Consider the following 19,163-nt stretch of genomic DNA (forward strand, 5'->3'; position numbering starts at 1 on the left):
GTTATATCCTATACAAATATTATTCTCTTTATTATACATATTCACTTCGCTTTATTTCGTTAACATAATATTTTTACTGTATTCTGCAATTAATGCCTGTGCATGAGCATTCCCTTGAATCACATCACGAAATTCTTTTAAAGAATACAAATGCGTAACCCCTTTTCGAGCATGAATTCTTACTGGTACACCTTGTAAAGTATCATGAAACTGAAATGGATTATCTATCGGTTCAATTGGAAAACCAAGTGTAAGTAAATACATATACATTCTTTTTGTTACTGCTGCAATGTACCATTCAGCTTTTGTTTCTAACGCATGTATAAATAAAATAGCTGTTAGCCTTTTGAAATGTCCTCTCCCACGAGACGTTTTCGAAATACTTAACTTGCCTATTTCATACACATTCTTCAAATCTTTTACTAAATCATTTTTAGAAAACGGATAGAAAAACTCAGAATTCGATTGCTCAGGTACCGTATACTTAATACATTCTACTGTACCAATAGGATGTTCATCTTCTATTAATAAAAATCGTGATGGATTTAAATTACGTTCTACGAACATTAAGTTTCTTTCTTCACAAAAATCTCCCCATAGTTGTTCGAACCCAAAATGTTCTTCCTTTGTTTGAACACGCTGGAACATATTTAACCGCCTTTCCCATCGCCGCTCTGTTTTTTGATAACGCTTTCACTATCTATCATATAAGAACAAATCTTCGTATGCAACTAAAAATATTTATGACTTATTATATTCTGCAAAATGAATTAGATTCCAATTTAATCGACTTTTATCCCGCGCTCACATTCCTTTTAATAACACATTTGTATCACTTTTCAAATCTAAATTACATTATGTTTCTTTCCATACAGCATATAATTCTTCTTAATCTAAAGAAATCCTTTATGAAAAAGGATTTCTTTTACTTCTTAATGCTTTTTAACCATTTTTCAAAAATTTGTACCATCCCATGTTTTCCAGCTAATTTCTCTTCCCCTTGTTTCGTCTTATATGGATATAACTGCAAGAAAACACCGCATCCAGACTCAATTTTTTTACTATGCATATGGCTTCCTGGATATACACAAATGACTTCATAAATTGACCTTCGATAATAGACTCGCTTTCCATCCTGTTCTTCTACATACTTTATAGACCAGTACTTATACATTTGCTCAGTTGCTTTCGTATTTCCGACATGCTGAAAAATATTGTACATTGGACTATACTTCACTTCAATAATAATAGAAGATTTATATACGTATTTCCCACCTTCTTTTACATAACAGTCTAAGCGAATATCTGGCTTCTTCGTATCCTCACCATTGTAAAAATTACTACCTTTACTTAATGCAATAAGAGGATGTGTTTCAATTAAGTCATTAAATGCGACATGCACCTTTATATCATCTCGTTCTAAAACTACTGTCGTTCCATCTTGTAATCCATCTACATAAAAATGTTCTTGTATTTGTTCACGAATGGAGTTTCTAGCCTCAAAACCAATTTGCTCTAAAATTGAAATAACGATAAAAAAAGCGTAATATTCATACACTAAAAACGTTGGCTTATAAACAAATAATAACGATGGAGATTGATCCGTATATTGCGGGAGTACTTCTAAATGATGTAGTAATTGTTGATGTGGTATCGGTAAATCATGTAAGTTCATATTACTTGTTTCAGTAACTTCCCTCCAAAACGAAGAGTGCATTAACATTTGAAAGTATTGTACATTTTCATGTACAATATGCGCCAATATTTTATATTCTTGTATTTTCATTGAGCTCTTTCGTAAATCGGCTTCTTTTAGTAAATGTATATTTTTATATTTTTGCTTCTCTCTATCGGTTACTGATCCATTACGCTCAATTGTTTGTATAATCGTTTTTACAGCTTGAAACTCTTCTGATTTTTTCTTTTTTTCTCTTTCTAAGATTTCAATTGTTTGACGTAAAAAGCTTTTAGCTTCAATTAAATAATGATAAAATTGCATCGCTTTATATTTAAGAAATGCATTTTCCTTACTATTTTTTTGTTCCATAAACTTACGATTATAATGTTTGGCATAAGGTTTTCGTTCTGCCACTATAGTTCCTTTTCTTGTTGGCTTTCGCTCTTTTCCTTCCCATTTATATTCATTTATAAATTTTGAGCTTGATTCTATTTTCTTAAAAATTGGCTTTATCATTTTCATTTTTTGGGGTAACTTTCTAAGTAACACTAAATAAGAAGAATCCTCAATATCGCTAAGTGCAGAGAAAGTCTTTTTATAGTAACCTCTATCCAAAATCAACTCATTTAAAATTGACTTCACATAGTCTTGAATCATTTCAAATTGATCATCAAAAAAATTTTTCGGTACGATTTGAAATGCGCCATAATACGTTGTATCTTCTATACGCACTTCAAAATGGTATAGACCACAGCGCCATGGATAAAAGAATTCTGTTTTCCCATGTTCATATATTAATACTCTTTGTTTTTTTTCATTTATTTCATATTGAGCCTCTTTTATATTTTTCTGTCCCTCATATACTTTATTCCATATAAAAGTAATATTCATTGGGATTTCATAATTGTACTGCAATCTTATTGGTTTTAATTCTTGTACTTTATAAATACATTGAACTAATGCTGTAGTAGATGTACAAAGACGATTTAATAAAATATAATCTCCTTTCCCCTCATTTCCAATGATTAGCTTTAATACAAAAGGGAGCGTTTCATTCGTATCAACGATTTTTGTTTCGTAACGCCCTTCATTTTGCATATCCATACAACTCCAGTTCTCTACGTTTTTCTCGTATATATGCTAAGGAGTGTTCAAATGTAGATACTCTGTTAGCAAGTGCAGATTGCAAAAGAGGTACTAAGGTCGCCCCCCTTTTTGCTTCTTCAGAAAGTAAAGGCCCAACCATCATTTCGGTCCCTCTGATTTTCGTCAATACACGCTGCTTTATTTGTAAATCAAACCCCTCTTCTCTACTGATCATATAGGTATGGTTATTTTGGAACGGTATGTTTTGCAAATAAGTCGCAATTGCATTTGCACATCGGAAAGAAATTCCCTTAGACGCGTCATGTGATGACAATACGACATGCAACTTATCTAATAGCTCTAATTCTTCTTCAGAAAATACTTCAATCATCGCTTTATTTCTCATCCAATTTATCCGAAATTCTCCCGCTGTTACTTTCAAAGGTGGATGTAATACGACTTTCCCCTGTTCCAGGCCCATCTCACAAAACGGAATTTTCTGTAACGTTATTAGGTTCGTTCGGTCTAATAATCGATCAGAGAGCTCTTTCGTTGTTTCATCAAAATTCACAGTACCTACAAATATAATATTTTCTCCAATTTCAATTGTTGATGGAATTGAACTCTCTATGTCCTGTACACCCTCATACAAGTTTAAAATACGATTTTTTGTTTCAAGTTCAAGAACAGATAGAAACGGAGTAAACCAATGCTCAATATGAGACATGTTCATTTCATCAAAAACGATTATATACAGTTGATTTGGATTTTCTTTCGCCTTCATTAACGTCCTAACTAACTTCGTTTCACTTTCAATAAAAGTACCATTTGGATGAAGGTAACCAAGTAAATCATGTGGTTCTTGATACGATGGCGAAATTGGAATCCAAACCAACTCTTCCCCATACTGTAACCCTAATGCTTCTGCATAAGTTTGCACAAAACGCGATTTCCCAACACCCGGTATACCACCAAGAATCGTTAACATATTTGTTTTTACACTTATATGGAAATTATAAATATCCGTTTCATCCAAATATAACCCTTTATTATGCACCATACTTTGTACATACTGTAAAAAAGACGATTCACGCTCATCCCATTCCCATTCATCTTTTTGCACTTTTATATCCTCTACTTCAACTAGCTTACCTTCTTCATGCATTCGTTTTTGTAAGTGCTCATACACATGATCACTTACAAAATATAATTGATCTTCTACCGCTATTTCTACATACTTCGTCCAGTCACTGCAGTTTATATATTTACATTCACGTTTCTGTTCAAAATAGGCAATTGAGCTAATTGATGACTTTAAAGATATGTTTCCATACAGTCTTCCATCGTGCCACAATAATTCGGGAGACTCAAAGTCTTTCGGAAATTTTGGCATAAGAAATGATAAATAACCGTTGCTAAGTTTTCGTTCTAAAGATTCTCTTTTTTTATTATTTGTAACTTTAGGTGCCGGAATCATTTTATAGCTACTTGCTATTTCTTTCGGTTCTTCTGTACATATTAACTCCACGTATACATTTCCTCTTTCATAATAAAGACGAAACATTACTAATTGCTTTTCTAATTTCCTCTTCTTTAATTCCGAAAAGATTTTTTCATTCTTTTTATTGCTACATAACCCTTCAAATACATATAGTTCATTTGCAAATTGTTCCTGTAAAGTGAATGGTATTGGCGATAAGCATTGTACAAAGAAATTTTCTCCACTCTTCTCTTTCTCAGCTTTTGTAAATTTCCCTAAAAATCTCATATAGTACATTCGTTTTATAAAACTTGGTTGAAGAGCTTTATGTAATTTCACCATAGTCACCTTCTTTTTTCATACTATTCTTAGTGTATGAAAGAAACGAAAAACTAGAAATAAAAAACCTGACATTATCCGCCAGGTTCAAAATGAAAACTTATATTAATGAGAAGGAAATACTTTTTTCTCTTGTAAAATTGCATTATGAGCAATTTTCATTTTCGCAAGTACGTAACGTAATCGATCTTCAGCGTTTTCATCTTTACTTGTTTGTAATTCCGCCAAATTTTCAACAGAACTTGCTAAATTTTCAATGACTCCTCTCAGTTCAGGATGATGATTAAAAAAAGATTCTTGCACTAATACTTTCCTTAACTCACTAGCTAAATCAATTATTCTAGACAACTGTTCTTTTTCTTCCATTCTCATCCCTCCTGAATATCTTATGTAGTAAATATTCTCTAAACGAAGAAAAAAGCCCTTTAAATGAAAAGGACTTTTTACATTTTTATATTTCCAGTTAATAACATATACAGTGATGTGATAGCCGCAATAATAATTGCCCACATCACATATTTCTCTGCACCTGCAAAGCAACGGTTCCCTTGTTCTTTTCTTGCAAACGTGTAAACAATAATTCCAATTCCATACACAATTGAAACGAGTAGTAAATTCTTTAAACCAGCTGCATAAAGAAGCCATACAGAGTAAATAGAAGCAATTAAAGCTAACGCTCCGTTTTTGAATTTAGCGTCCCTTAGCTCGTTTGTAATGACTAATTTAAATTGGAATAACGCTGATAATAAATATGGTAATAAAATTGATGTTGATGCAATGAAATACATAATTTGATATGTTGATTCCGAAAACAAAACGATGATAAATATAATTTGGGCAACACCATTTGAAATCCATAATGCCATGTGTGGTGTTTGCTTTTTATTTGTTTTCGTAAAGACTTTCGGAAATACGCCATCTTTTCCTGCTACATGAGAAATTTCAGAAACAAGTAAAAACCAGCCAATTAATGTACCGACAAGTGAAGCAACTAATCCGATGTTAATCGCAACTGCACCCCATGGACCAACAACGTGCTCTAATACATGTCCCATTGACGGAGTTTCTAACACAGAAAGTTCGCCTCTTGTCATAGCTCCCATTGACAGGACAGAAATTAAAATATAAATGGACATTACTAAAATAAGTCCCAATACTGTTGCCTTACCAACATCTCGACTATTCTTCGCTCTTCCAGATAATACAACCGCTCCTTCAACTCCAATGAAAACCCAAAGTGTTACAAGCATTGTATTTTTCACTTGACCAAGTATAGCGGAAAGTGAGATCGTTCCTTCTCCCCAAAAATCATGTGTAAATGTGTCCCAGCGAAAGGCTGTTACCATTACAACAATAAATAAAACGATTGGAACTAACTTCCCTATTGTTGCGATAACATTCATAATAGAAGCTTCACGGATCCCAAATAAAATTAGAAAATGAAGTGTCCATAATAAAAGTGATGCCCCAACGATAGACGCAACATTATTTCCTCCCTTGAAAATTGGAAAGAAATAACCTAATGTACTAAACAGTAACATAATTGTTGCGACATTACCTAAGATTCCTGCTAGCCAATATCCCCAAGCACTATTAAATCCAATATATTCACCAAAACCAGCACGTGCATAACTATAAATTCCACCTTCAAGTTCCGGTTTTTGTCTTGCTAACGTTTGATATACGAGCGCAAGGGGAATCATTCCCATCGCTGTAATACACCAGCCAATTATTATTGCACCACTGTTTGCTCCTACTGCTAAATCATGCGGTAAACTAAAAACACCGCCACCAACCATTGTTCCAACTACTAATGCGATTAATGGAAAAAATCCTAACTTCTTTTCTATTTGTACCACCCCATCTGTCATTCTAGGTGTTATGTTCGTTCAACTATTAAAGTCACCTTTTTCTCTAATAGACGTTTCTCTTATATTTTTTCAGGAAAACATTACTTATTCTAAAAGAAAATGAGCAAAAATGGAATACTTTTTTGAAAAAATGTATAAGTATGCACAAAAAAACCGCTCATTTTGTAATGAACGGTCATTTCAAACATATAAATTTGTATATTCCTTGTAAATTTAACGAAGTAAATTCTCTTTTTGTAAAAATTGTTTTGCGACTTCTTCACTACTTTTACCATTTACGTTAACTTCATAATTCATTTTTCGCATTTCTTCATCTGTAATCTTTCCAGATAATTTATTTAATACCTTTTCAAGTTCAGGATATTTCTGTAACGTTTCTTTTCTTAATAATGGTGCTCCTTGATAAGGTGGGAATAGCCCTTTATCATCTTTTAGCACTTTCAGTCCGTATTGCTCCAATTCACTATCTGTTGAATATGCATCAATTACGTTAACATCTCCAGATTCAATTGCGCTATAACGCAGCTTCGGCTCCATCGTTTTAACATTCGAGAACTTATAGTTATATAATTTTTGCATTCCTTTATAACCATCTTCACGATCAGCAAATTCCAATGTAAATCCTACTTTGGCTTCCTGCGCAACATTCCCTAAATCAGAAATTGTATTTATATTCTTTTGATCTGCTATTTTTTTCGGCATGGCTAGTGCATATGTATTGTTATACTCCATTGGCTTCAACATAATCATATTATATTTCTTTTCCATTCCAACGCGAGCCTGCTCATATACTTCATCACGATTTGTACTCTTTGGTTCTTCTTTCACGAAAGTAGATAAAGCTGTTCCTGAAAATTCTGGGTATATATCTACTTCCCCTGATTTCAACGCTTCAAATACAAATGCTGTTTTCCCAAGACCTGGTTTTAATTGTACGTGTAAATCTGTATCTTGTTCAATAAGCTGCTTATACATTTGAATTAAAATTTCAGGTTCTGATCCAAGTTTGCCCGCAATAACAATATCTTTCTTTTCTGTACTCCAAAGAAATGGAGAAGCAATCATTATACAAACAATACATATCATCAATATAACACGCTTAGAAGAGCGTTTCGGTCGTTCAAGTATGCGAAGTACTATATCAAAGAATAAAGCGAGTAACGCGGCTGGTACGGCCCCTAAAATGATAAGTGCATGATCATTTCGATCTATACCTAATAATATAAGCTTACCGAGCCCACCAGCACCAATGAGAGCTGCTAATGTAGCCGTTCCAACAATTAATACCATCGCTGTACGAATACCGGCCATAATAATTGGCAATGCAAGAGGAAGTTCTACCTTCCACAATCTTCTCCAACTATTCATCCCCATAGCTTTCGCGGCTTCTATTAGAGATTCATCTAATTCCCTTATTCCTGTATATGTATTTCGTAAAATAGGTAATAGTGCATACACAACTAATGCGATAATCGCTGGAAGTTTTCCGATTCCTACTAACGGAATTAAGAGTCCAAGCAATGCAAGTGATGGCACTGTCTGCATTACTGCAGAAGTTCCTATTATAAATTCAGCCATTCGTTCTTTTCTTGTTAATAAGATGCCAAGTGGCACTGCTATAATTACTGCAAAAAATAATGAAATAAGCGATATTTGTAAATGCTCACTTAATGCAGTTAGTAATTCTATTTTTCGTTCTTGGAACGTTTGTATAAAATTAGTCACTGTTTAGCCTCTTTCCTTCATTTGTTCAACAATGTAATTGACAATATGACGACTTGTTAACGCTCCAATATATTGACCGTTTTCTTCAACTGGAACGACCTCTTCATCACGCACACGAACTAGTGCTTCTTGTAAGGAAGAATGTAATGATAGCGCCTGCCCTTCTAATTGCACACTTTGATCAAGTGGCAATACATCTGCTACACTTTTCCCCTCATACCAAGTTCGCCCATGATTTCCAATGAACTCCTCTACAAATTCATTTTTCGGATTATGTATAATTCCTTCTGGTGTATCTAGTTGAACAACTTTTCCTTCTTTCATAATACAAATGCGATCTCCAAGTGATAATGCTTCTTGCATATCATGTGTTACGAACACGATTGTTTTTTGAATCTTTTTTTGCAACTGTACAATATCCTTCTGAAGCTGTTCCCTACTTAATGGATCTAACGCACTAAATGGTTCATCCATAAGAACGATTTTCGGGTTTGCGGCTAATGCTCGCACGACACCGACACGTTGTTTTTGTCCTCCTGACAATTCATCAGGCATACGATCTCGATATATATCCGGATCTAATCCAACCATATGTAACAAGTCATCGACGCGTGCTTTTATTTCCTTTTTGCTCCATTGCCTCATTTCAGGAACAACTGCAATATTTTCAGCGATTGTCATATGAGGAAACAAAGCAATCTGTTGCAACACGTATCCTATATCCCAACGTAATTCGTTTATATTATATTGTTGAATATCTTTTCCATCGATTAAAATCGATCCTTCAGTCGTTTCGATTAAACGATTAATCATCTTCATTGTCGTTGTTTTCCCGCAACCACTCGGACCGATAAGAACAAAAAATTCTCCCTTTTTAATTTCTAAATGCAATGAATCCACTGCTTTCGTGCCATCTTCATACGATTTTGACACATGATTAAATTGAATCACAAATACAACTCCTTTACTGTTGTTTCCTTTATTTTGATGGAATATGGCATTCATTTCAAATGATACGCTTTTAAATTAAAAAAGAGCTCACATTTGAGCTCTAACGGTCGAACAATATTGTTTTCATAATAGCAGCATATTCGCGAACATACATTTTTCTCTTAGAACGAATTGGTGTTTCAGCAGCTAGTGCCTCCATCTTCATGCCTAAACGCTTTGCAATTATTTTCGTTCGATATAAATGATACGTATTACTTACAACTACTGCATGTTTCACATTATATAAATCCATACTAAACTTTAAGTTTTCATACGTATTTGTAGATTGATCTTCTATTAAAATACGACTCTCATCTATACCGTGTACCATTAAATAGTTTCTCATGCTGTGAGCTTCCGGTATATCTTCATCTTCTCCTTGACCACCTGAAACAATTACTTTCGATTCAGGATGGGAAAATAAATACTCCAACGCTACATCCAAACGATTTTGAAGAGATAAAGACGGTCTATCTCCAAATAACTTTGCACCCAGTATAAGAACGTACGGAGAGTGATAGCTCAACTTTTCACGAGCAACTTTGTTCATTCTAAACGTCATATAAATGATATATAGTGGCGGTAATAATAAAATTATAAGAAAGATCCATTTGTTCATAAATAAGTTTGCACTCCCTTTCTTTTTATTATATAAAAAAAGAAAGGGAGGCAGAAGTGTTTTTTTAAACGATTGATTTATTAGAAACATTCGCCGCTACTTTACGTTGTGATAGTACATAATAAATAGCTATTCCTAATGAGAAGATCAATATGCAGCTTAATACGTAAAATGGAAGCATTACTCCGGCTTTAGATACACCCGCTGTAAACAACATTAATAATACAATTCGTATTCCAGTACCAATTAGGCGAAATAAGCTGTCTACACGTCCCATTACTTCATTTGGAATTTCCTCCATCATCAATACATTTCTCGCCACTCTTGTACCCGCATTTCCAATTGCATGAAAAATCGCTAGTCCATATAAAAACAATACAGAAGGTTCAATACTCATTGCAGTAATTGAAATTACATAAATGAACATCGTCATAACGATTGAAACTTCTGTTTTGATATATTTCATTATGAGTGGAATACAGATCCCTGCAACAACCGCTCCGACACCGTACATCGTGCCCTCTATTGCGTATACAGAGGCATTGGCTTTTAGTATATCCGAAATATACACTGGTATTAAATAATTTGCCATCATGACACCTATAAACGGCATATAAGTGGCCAGTAAGAACCAAAAGAGCTTAGGACATTTTTTCATAAAGTGAATTCCTTCAAACAATTGCTTCTTAAATGTTATTTTTCTTTTCACTTCTTTTTTCTTTACGTACGGTATACATAAGAAAAGAAAAAATGCTCCAGCAAAAGTTAACATGTCTACTAATAAAATCCACTTCAAAGATACAATTTCAATTAAGAAGCTCGCGGCCGCTCCAGAAATAACTTGTGTTAACTGTCCTTGTATTTCCATCGTTCCACTTAAACTTTTATAATGTTCTGCTTGAAATATCTCTTGGTTGAACGCAAATATTGTAGGATAAAATAATAAATAGTAGAATGATCCGGCTATATAAATAAGAATATAGTGAATAGAATGATAAGGTTGCCCAGCAAATCCCCATATAACCATTATTCCGATTACGGCTATTCCGATTCCTTCGTTACATAGCAATAAAGATTTTCTTGAAAAACGATCAATACTTTGCCCAATGAATGGTGTTAATAAAAACATAATGAGGGTTGCAATGATAGAAACATAACCAAATGTTGTCTCTCCTCCACTCTCTTTAATTAACAGCCAAGGAATCGTTATCATAACAATCCCGGAACCAATAGCAGATAGACTATTGGCTCCTAGAATGTAATACAAGCGAGAATCATGATAAAGTGAGGACATATCACTCCACTCCTAGTTGTTTTTTCACCTCTTTATATACGCTCATATATGCTTTCAATTCTTTAACTACATCATGAATTAATGGTTTTGCATCTTCCCCAAGTTCACCATCTTGCACATGTAATCCATCAAGCACAACTTGTTTTGGAATTGCATTTGCATAAACACCTCTAGCGACCGTTCGCATGCTGTTTAATGCATTTATTCCACCTTTACCGCCACCAGCAACCGCTAACAACGCAACTGGTTTATGAATAAATTCACTACTACTTAAGTAATCTAAAGAGTTTTTCAGCGCACCGCTCATCGCATTATGATATTCTGGTGTACATAATACAACCCCATCCGCAGCTTTCACTAACGTTTTTAATTTTTTTACTGCCTCTAAATCACGTTGTGACTCTTCTCCATTGTATAAAGGTAAATCCTCAATTGCTAAATCATATAATTCCCCTTCAAATTGATCCGCAATATATTTCGCCACCACGCGAGTTCTACCAAATTTTCTTGGTGTACCGTTAATAACGACTAGTTTCATGATTATTTCTCCCCTTTGTTTTCAAGTTCTACTTATATATTATCAGAAATTTCTATACAAAACACAATATAAAGAGTTAACTTGCTTCATAAAATAGTATGATAAACAAAAAAGAACTCATACTTTCGTATGAGTTTCGTACAATTACTTTGTTTCATCTCTCAGACTCAACGTACCTAAACTTTCATTTGCTTCAAAATGATTATATGCTTTTTCCGCTAATTTTTTCCGTTCTTCTGGTAATTCTATATATTTCATTACGTTTTCAATTATTTTTTCGTACGGAGTAAATACAATTCCTGGCCACTCTACCTCATCTTCTGGATTACTATTTTCGGAAATAATAAATTTCTTATTTGCGACTGCATAAGACACGCGAGGTGTTTCAAGAATTCCTGATAAGTAAAAATGAATATTTAATATAATTTTAGCTCTAGCAATCAATTCATTTCTAACAATTCCCCACGCATTATTTTTAAAAACTATATTTAAATTCGGCGCAACCGCTTTTAGGTGGTCAAAAATAGCTTGCCGCCTCGGATTAAGAGCACCTATAAACAAAATATCAATATCTTCAGTAATCTCATCTTCAAATGCATCTTTTTTTATTTCCAAAGTGGGAGCATAGTTCATTTCTACATGTTTTATTTCTTTTCCTACCCCTTTTTGTTTAAGCCATTCTATATTTTGTTTACTATAATCCCAAATCACTCTATCTTTTAATAATATTAAATAAAGGGGGTGCGCATATGGACTTCCTTCGTATAGCTGTTCTAAATTATAAATAATTGCATCTTTCGGAAGAAGGTTCGGGTTATATGCGTATGTATGTGCTCCAAAAACAACTGTATTCTTTACATTTTCCAGTATTGTTTCTGATATAATTACGGTATTTCCCTCCTGCTCCAACCGCCACTTTAAAGCTCGCGCAACATCTATGAAACTACCGTATGTCTTTGGGCATATAAAAAGACAATAATCATATTCTTTATTCAAATAAACTTCCATTAATCTTAAATTATTTTTATATAAATCTACATCTGGATGTTTAAGTACCAACTCATTTGCATGTTTTCTTGCTACTTTATATAATCCAGCATAATAAGCAGCGATGCATCTTCTTAATTCGATTCTTTCCCGATCCTCATCTAATACATCCATGTTTAAAAGAAGATTTGCGATACAATACGCTTTTAAATGATCACGATCATAATAATAGTCTAGTAGTGGCATCAATTCTTCATACGTATTTCCATGCACCGATTCTCCTAGTTCAATCGCCCATCGCATTAATTCCATGATTACTCCACTACTCCTTTAACCGAAAATGTATTTAATAAAATTTCGCATTATTCTCTACTATATTTGCTATATGAAATGGAATCTTTTCTTTTATCGATTCCAAATACTTCTGCGACACCGCTCCTAAATGTTTTTTATGAGGTATATAGAAAGCACTAATAGAAATTTCATAGTCAAATAAGTAATCATACACATGATAATCTACAAATAGTAGATCATCCTTTGGAAAAGGAATTTCCTTCCCTTGCAGAGCATACATCAAAGCAATATTGTTTTGAGATCGTAATCGATACAACCTTGCAAGTTGGTATAATGGTTCAGCCCGGGTTGGTCTATATTCCCAAGCTTTTTGAAAATAAAAAACAGCTAATGCTAAATATTGCTCTTCTTGCCCTTTAACAGTTTCTTTTTCATCAGCATCTGTCACTTCATTTTGTTTATTTGCTGAACGATTTGCTAACTGCTCATAACAAAATCCTATTCGCAATAACGAATAGAATACCTCTTCAACCCATCCTCCTGCTTCCACTCGTTTTTTATACCATTTAATTGAATTCTCAAATTGACTTAAATGAAAATAAGTCTGAGCTAAATAAAATAAATATCTTATATGCAAATCTGGCGTTGTTTCTGGGTCGTTTATTCCTTGTAACAACAACCTCTCATCTCTTTCAAATTTATCAGCTTTGCTCCCGCCATCTCCGGGATCATTCACGACAAGAGTCTCTAACCGAGCTACCCTCGTATTGTAATTCGCTCCAACTTTTGAACGATCTATATCCCAATACTCATGAGTAACACCGACAGATTTCCATGGTAAAGAAGCTTTTAAAAGACGCGTAAGCCAATATTTAATATGAACATCATATTGCAGTGTAAGATAATGATCTTCCGTTAAGCTCGTTTTATCGAAATTCGGACCAACCTCTAAAATCATATCTGCATCTAATATTAATAAATAATCTGCTTCTGGGTATGTTTTTTGCGCTAACGAAACAGCTAAGCTTCTGTTATAACCAAAGTTTTTAAACGGCTCATGATGAACCGTCCCAGGTATCTCATTTTCCTTACACCAATTTTCAATAATTTCAGGCGTATTATCCGTCGATCCAGTATCACAAATAGAAACAAAGTCTACAATTGATTTTGTTGCATTTAAACATCTTTCCATAATTCTAGACTCATTTTTGACGATCATACAAAGACATAACTTTTTTTCTTCCTTTACAGACTTCACTTGCTCATTTCCCATTTAACCACCTCATATTTTATTAACACGCTCTTCTCATATGTAACAACATTTCTTAGCTATACTGATGACATAAGCACCCTTTTACTATTTATGAAAACTTCATTTTATTTATTCTTACTTTTATGTTGGGACATATTTCATGCAGCGCTTTATATTTGATACAATCAATACAAAAAACATAATGCGGGAATCCGTACATTTCAAAGTCTAAGAGGAGGTTATATTTTGTTGGATTACATTTGGCTAGATGACAAATCACCAATTTTAGAACAACTACCAAGCACCTGTAAATCTGCAGCTATATTGCTACACCCTTTTGTCCAAATGCCTTTAGGATGGGAAAAGTCTGTGAGAAAAAGACCATATGAGCACATCTATCCTAGCGCTGAAGAAATCGTTCATAATGGGAAATCCGTTTCTTGGAAGGAAATGATGTCTTATAGTGGATTACATTCATACGCAGAATTAGCAATGGCCATGTTGACTTCCATTGGTGCTTTTACAGAAGAATATAAAAGAGAGGATTTAGCTGAAAAGCTATATTCAAACTTAAAAAAAGATCTTTATTATCCAACAGAAGATTATACGTCTATATTTTTATTACATAAATTACTTAAACTCCTCGGTTCTAAAGGTGCAAAAAATTTATATTTCTCTGAACCAATTCTTGATACAAACGGATTATTAGCGGTAGATAATACTACTCCATTAGATATTTGGGACATTAGCAATAATGAGTTAATTATTACTGGCGAAGATAATGAGTATGCGTTTATGAGTATATTTAATTCCTTTATAACCTTATTATTAGCTAAAGAAGAAAATATAGAATATATTGTTCATTCAATGAACGTTGAAGCTGTCATTTATGACAAAAAAACGATGATTGATTGGTATTTTTAAATTAGTAGTTTCTTAAACTATAAAAAAGAAACTTGCGCTTATGCACAAGTTTCTTTTCAAAAACATCCTTATTTTTTCACAACTTCATGTCCACCGAACTGATTACGTAGTGCTGAAACTACTTTTCCATGGAATGTATCATCTTCCTGAGAACGATAGCGCATAAATAATGACATAGCGATAACTGGTGCTGCAGCTTGAAGTTCAAGTGCAGTTTCAACAGTCCATTTTCCTTCTCCTGAAGAGTTCATTACACCTTTAATGCCATCTAGTTTCGGATCTTCTGCAAATGCTTTTTCAGTTAAGTCCATTAACCAACCACGGATAACTGATCCGTTCGCCCATACTTTTGCAACATCTTCATAATTAAAATCAAAGTCACTCTTATCTAGTACTTCAAATCCTTCAGCGATTGCTTGCATCATGCCGTACTCAATACCGTTATGAACCATTTTCAAGAAATGACCACTACCAACACGGCCAGCATAAGAATAGCCATTTTCTACTGCTAAATCTTTAAATAAAGGTTCTAATTGGTCGTAAATTTCTTTTTCTCCACCAACCATTAAGCAAGCACCGTATCTAGCTCCTTCTACACCGCCTGATGTACCGATATCTACATAATGTAATCCGAAGCTTTTTGCTTCTTCAGCACGGCGTAACGTATCTTTATAGAATGAATTTCCGCCTTCAATAACGATATCACCTTCATCTAATAACGGATAAACATCTTTTAATACTGACTCTACAACTTCTCCTGCAGGCACCATTACCCAAATTGTACGAGGAGCTTCTAGTTCAGCAATCATTTCTTTTAATGTATGACGTGCAGTAATTCCTAGTTTTCCTGCCTTTTCAACAAGCTCTTTATTTACATCGTATACTACTACTTCATGCTTGTCTTCATGTAAGTGTTCAGCTAATGGGAATCCCATTTTTCCTAATCCAATTAAACCTAGTTTCATATTAATCAATCTCCTATTCTATACAAATATATTTAATATCGAAATTAGCCCAAGTGCTACTACAGATAATATAGTCTCCATTGCAGTCCATGTTAATAACGTTTCTTTCACAGTCATTCCGAAATACTCTTTAATCATCCAAAATCCTGAATCATTCACGTGTGATAAAATTAATGACCCTGCACCAGTTGCAAGTGCTAATAATTCAACATTTACACCTGGTGTGCTTGCTGCAATCGGCGCAACAATACCAGCTGCTGTCATCATAGAAACAGTTGCCGATCCAGTTGCGATTCGGATTAGTGCCGCAATTCCCCACCCTAATAATATCGGTGAAATATGTGATTCTTTCGCCATATCTGCAATTGTCGTTCCAATTCCAGAATCTAATAATACTTTATTAAATGCACCGCCTGCACCAATCACTAACAATATGTTTGCAATAGGTCCAAGGCAATCATTTGTAAATTGTAACACTTTATCTTTTGAGAAACCTTTTGCATATCCAAGACTAAAGAAAGAGTAAATGGTTGCAATTAATAAAGCCACAATCGGATCTCCAATAAAGTGTAATACTTGTGCTAGTTGACTCGTTTTATTTAATGCAACTTCTGCTATTGATGCACCAAGCATAAGAAATACTGGAAGTAAAATTGTAAACAATGTATTCCAAAAGCTAGGAAGCTCTTTTTTATTATCTTTTTCAATAAATTGCTCCGCTATATCTAATGGTACTTCCTTATGTATACGAGCACCAATCCATTTCCCGTAAAGTGGACCTGAAATAATTGCAGTTGGAAGTCCGACAATTAACGCATATAAAATTGTCTTCCCTACATCTGCTTTAAAAATACCAACTGCCGCCATTGCCGCTGGATGCGGTGGAACAAGTCCGTGTACGACTGACAGTCCTGCTACTAGCGGAATACCAATTGTAATAAGTGATACCCCAGTTTCTAACGCAATTGTAAATACTAACGGAATTAATAGTACAAATCCAACTTGGAAAAATACCGGAATCCCTACTAAAAATGCAACGAACATCATCGCCCAATGAACTCGTTTCTTTCCAAAACGATTAATTAATGTGTTAGCGATACGTTCAGCACCACCAGATTCGGCCATCATTTTTCCAAGCATCGTTCCTAGTGCTAAAACTATTGCTAAAAATCCTAACGTATTACCAAGCCCTAGTTTAATAGAATCAATAATCCCTGGATCTTTTGGTGAAGTTCCAATTAAAGGCATTCCCATTGCTAATCCTACACCAATTGCTGTTAAAATTAATGCGACAAATGGATGCCATTTTACTACCGTAATAAGTAAAAGTAGTATGACAACTGCCGCTAGTACGATCCCAACTACCATTTCTCCCAATCCCCCTATTGTTTACGTTGGAAAGCAGCTATACAATCAAATTCTTCTTTCAAGCGATTGTAAAGTCGTTCATACATATAAAACATTTCTAAATATATAGCCGTATTTTCTTTATTCGGTACATGATGATGGACAATATCAATCCAATCCTTTACCTCTTCAAGAGAATCAATTTTTCCTACAGCATACAAAGCAACTGCTGCTGCCCCAAGCGCAGATGCTTCATGACTTTCAGGTACAAGCAATTCTTTTCCCATCATATCGGACAACATTTGTCTCCAAAATGCAGATTTTGCAAACCCTCCTGAAACTCGTATTTCAGTAAGTGGCCCTGTACAATCCCTGATTGCGAGTGCTACTGAATATACACTCATACAAACACCTTCCATCACTGCACGTATAAAATGTTCTCGCTTATGTTGAAGATTGATTCCAAAGAATGTACCACGAGCATTTGCATTCCAGTAAGGTGCGCGTTCTCCAGATAAGAAAGGTAAGAACAATAGTCCATCCGCTCCAGCTGGTACGCTTTCTGCATATTTAATTAATAAATCATAAGGATCAATGCCGAGCTTTCTTGCTACTTCTTGCTCTGGACTACCAAATTCATCACGTAACCATCTCAGTAATATTCCACCGTTATTCGTTGGACCACCGATTACCCAGTGCTCATCTGTTAATGCGTAACAAAACGTTCTCCCTTTCTCATCTGTATTTATATTTGATGAGATTGTTCGAACCGCACCACTCGTTCCAATCGTAATTGCAGCCGCACCCGGTGATATCGCACCAACTCCTACATTTGCAAGAACCCCATCACTTGCTCCGATGACAATTGGTGTTTCTGCACTTATCCCCATCTTCTGTGCTAATTCTGGCTTCATACCTGATAAAATATATGTAGTTGGTACAGGGGTTGATAATTGTTCTGGTGACATATGTAACATAGTTAAAACATCTTTATCCCAGTTTAATGTTTCTAAATTAAATAACCCCGTAGCAGAAGCAATCGAATAATCAACTACGTAGCGTGAAAATAATTGGTAAATCACATACTCTTTAATGGAAATGAATTTATAGGCACTTGTATATAACTCTGGTTCCTCTTCTTTCATCCATAACAATTTAGAAAGTGGTGACATCGGATGAATCGGTGTACCTGTACGTCTATAAATTTCATGCCCATTCATTTGTTGTAATAATTTTTCTGATTGCTTCGTACTTCGATTATCTGCCCAAATGATAGAACGCGTTAATGGCGCACCATTTTCATCTACTGCAATTAATGCGTGCATAGCTGTACTAATACCGATTGAAGAAATATCTTCTGGTAATACATTACCTTTTTCAATGGCAACGCTTACACTTTTGTATACAGCGGCACATATTACATCAGGATCTTGCTCAGCCCATCCTACATTCGGTTGAATAATTGGGTAATCGATTGCATGTGATGCAATGACTTTTCCTTTTTCTGTGAACACAACCGTTTTTGTACTTGTGGTACCGATATCAATCCCGATTACTCTCCCCCTTGTTTCCATGCGAATCTTCCCTTCATTTCTAGCAAAATACGATTTAGTAAACCGTTTACATGAATTAGTATATAAAATATTTTTTCATTTATCAAGTTATAAAAAGAAAATTTTTTTCATATCGAAAAATAAATCCCCTCATTCCATTTCACTTATATACTACATTTAGCTTTTCCATGCGGTAAAATTACGTTATATTCGTTACGCAA

General features: G+C 34.4%; 15 protein-coding genes and 1 pseudogene. 1 reads left to right on the plus strand and 15 read right to left on the minus strand.

All coding sequences use genetic code 11. From position 1 onward, the window contains the following. Positions 1–51: 51 nt before the first annotated feature. The 12 genes from F3I02_RS28620 to F3I02_RS28675 form a co-directional block, all read right to left on the minus strand. The gene (locus F3I02_RS28620; RefSeq protein ID WP_000487795.1) at positions 52–648 is read right to left on the minus strand and encodes a hypothetical protein; all 597 of its coding nucleotides are present in this window, start codon (positions 646–648) and stop codon (positions 52–54) included. Positions 649–925: 277 nt separating this feature from the next. Beyond that, complete coding sequence (locus F3I02_RS28625) at positions 926–2,776, minus strand: hypothetical protein (protein WP_001178723.1); 1,851 nt, start codon at positions 2,774–2,776, stop codon at positions 926–928. Beyond that, positions 2,766–4,583: an AAA family ATPase gene (locus tag F3I02_RS28630; protein ID WP_033690264.1), complete on the minus strand. Its 1,818-nt coding sequence runs from the start codon at positions 4,581–4,583 to the stop codon at positions 2,766–2,768. The genes F3I02_RS28625 and F3I02_RS28630 overlap by 11 nt, the downstream gene beginning before the upstream one ends. A gap of 105 nt (positions 4,584–4,688) precedes the next feature. Beyond that, on the minus strand, positions 4,689–4,949 hold the full coding sequence (locus F3I02_RS28635) for a LemA domain protein (RefSeq protein WP_196478661.1): 261 nt from the start codon (positions 4,947–4,949) through the stop codon (positions 4,689–4,691). A gap of 77 nt (positions 4,950–5,026) precedes the next feature. Beyond that, positions 5,027–6,454 (minus strand): basic amino acid/polyamine antiporter, encoded by a 1,428-nt coding sequence (locus F3I02_RS28640; RefSeq protein WP_000129445.1) that lies wholly within the window; start codon positions 6,452–6,454, stop codon positions 5,027–5,029. Between the two features lie 213 nt (positions 6,455–6,667). Continuing rightward, positions 6,668–8,179 (minus strand): ABC transporter permease/substrate-binding protein, encoded by a 1,512-nt coding sequence (locus F3I02_RS28645; protein ID WP_000181011.1) that lies wholly within the window; start codon positions 8,177–8,179, stop codon positions 6,668–6,670. 3 nt (positions 8,180–8,182) lie between these two features. Beyond that, positions 8,183–9,130 carry an ABC transporter ATP-binding protein gene (locus tag F3I02_RS28650; protein ID WP_000614074.1) on the minus strand — a complete coding sequence of 316 codons (948 nt, stop codon included), beginning with the start codon at positions 9,128–9,130 and terminating at the stop codon, positions 8,183–8,185. A gap of 100 nt (positions 9,131–9,230) precedes the next feature. Then, on the minus strand, positions 9,231–9,788 hold the full coding sequence (locus F3I02_RS28655) for a YdcF family protein (protein WP_001045714.1): 558 nt from the start codon (positions 9,786–9,788) through the stop codon (positions 9,231–9,233). A 64-nt stretch (positions 9,789–9,852) separates the two neighbouring features. Continuing rightward, entirely contained in the window at positions 9,853–11,082 is a 1,230-nt protein-coding gene (locus tag F3I02_RS28660) for an MFS transporter (RefSeq protein WP_000097158.1), read from the minus strand. A 1-nt stretch (position 11,083) separates the two neighbouring features. Beyond that, positions 11,084–11,620 (minus strand): NADPH-dependent FMN reductase, encoded by a 537-nt coding sequence (locus F3I02_RS28665; RefSeq protein WP_000780352.1) that lies wholly within the window; start codon positions 11,618–11,620, stop codon positions 11,084–11,086. A 144-nt stretch (positions 11,621–11,764) separates the two neighbouring features. After that, positions 11,765–12,919 (minus strand): CgeB family protein, encoded by a 1,155-nt coding sequence (locus tag F3I02_RS28670; protein ID WP_000422329.1) that lies wholly within the window; start codon positions 12,917–12,919, stop codon positions 11,765–11,767. 34 nt (positions 12,920–12,953) lie between these two features. Beyond that, complete coding sequence (locus tag F3I02_RS28675; protein ID WP_000526227.1) at positions 12,954–14,174, minus strand: glycosyltransferase family 2 protein; 1,221 nt, start codon at positions 14,172–14,174, stop codon at positions 12,954–12,956. A gap of 139 nt (positions 14,175–14,313) precedes the next feature. Here F3I02_RS28675 and F3I02_RS28680 point away from each other — a divergent pair. Then, a pseudogene (locus tag F3I02_RS28680) lies at positions 14,314–15,077 on the plus strand (DUF2711 family protein). Positions 15,078–15,145: 68 nt separating this feature from the next. Here the strand turns inward: F3I02_RS28680 and gnd are convergent. From gnd to gntK, 3 genes are read right to left on the minus strand one after another with little or no spacing between them, the layout of a single operon-like run. Further along, positions 15,146–16,042 (minus strand): phosphogluconate dehydrogenase (NAD(+)-dependent, decarboxylating), encoded by an 897-nt coding sequence (gnd, locus tag F3I02_RS28685; protein ID WP_000765982.1) that lies wholly within the window; start codon positions 16,040–16,042, stop codon positions 15,146–15,148. An 18-nt stretch (positions 16,043–16,060) separates the two neighbouring features. Then, the gene (locus F3I02_RS28690; protein ID WP_000260203.1) at positions 16,061–17,410 is read right to left on the minus strand and encodes a GntP family permease; all 1,350 of its coding nucleotides are present in this window, start codon (positions 17,408–17,410) and stop codon (positions 16,061–16,063) included. A gap of 14 nt (positions 17,411–17,424) precedes the next feature. Beyond that, positions 17,425–18,963, minus strand: a complete 1,539-nt coding sequence (gene gntK, locus F3I02_RS28695) for a gluconokinase (protein ID WP_196478662.1) — start codon at positions 18,961–18,963, stop codon at positions 17,425–17,427. Positions 18,964–19,163: the final 200 nt, after the last annotated feature.

Origin of the sequence: Bacillus sp. SRB3LM, from assembly GCF_015712745.1 — a bacterium.
Classification (GTDB): domain Bacteria; phylum Bacillota; class Bacilli; order Bacillales; family Bacillaceae_G; genus Bacillus_A; species Bacillus_A thuringiensis_K.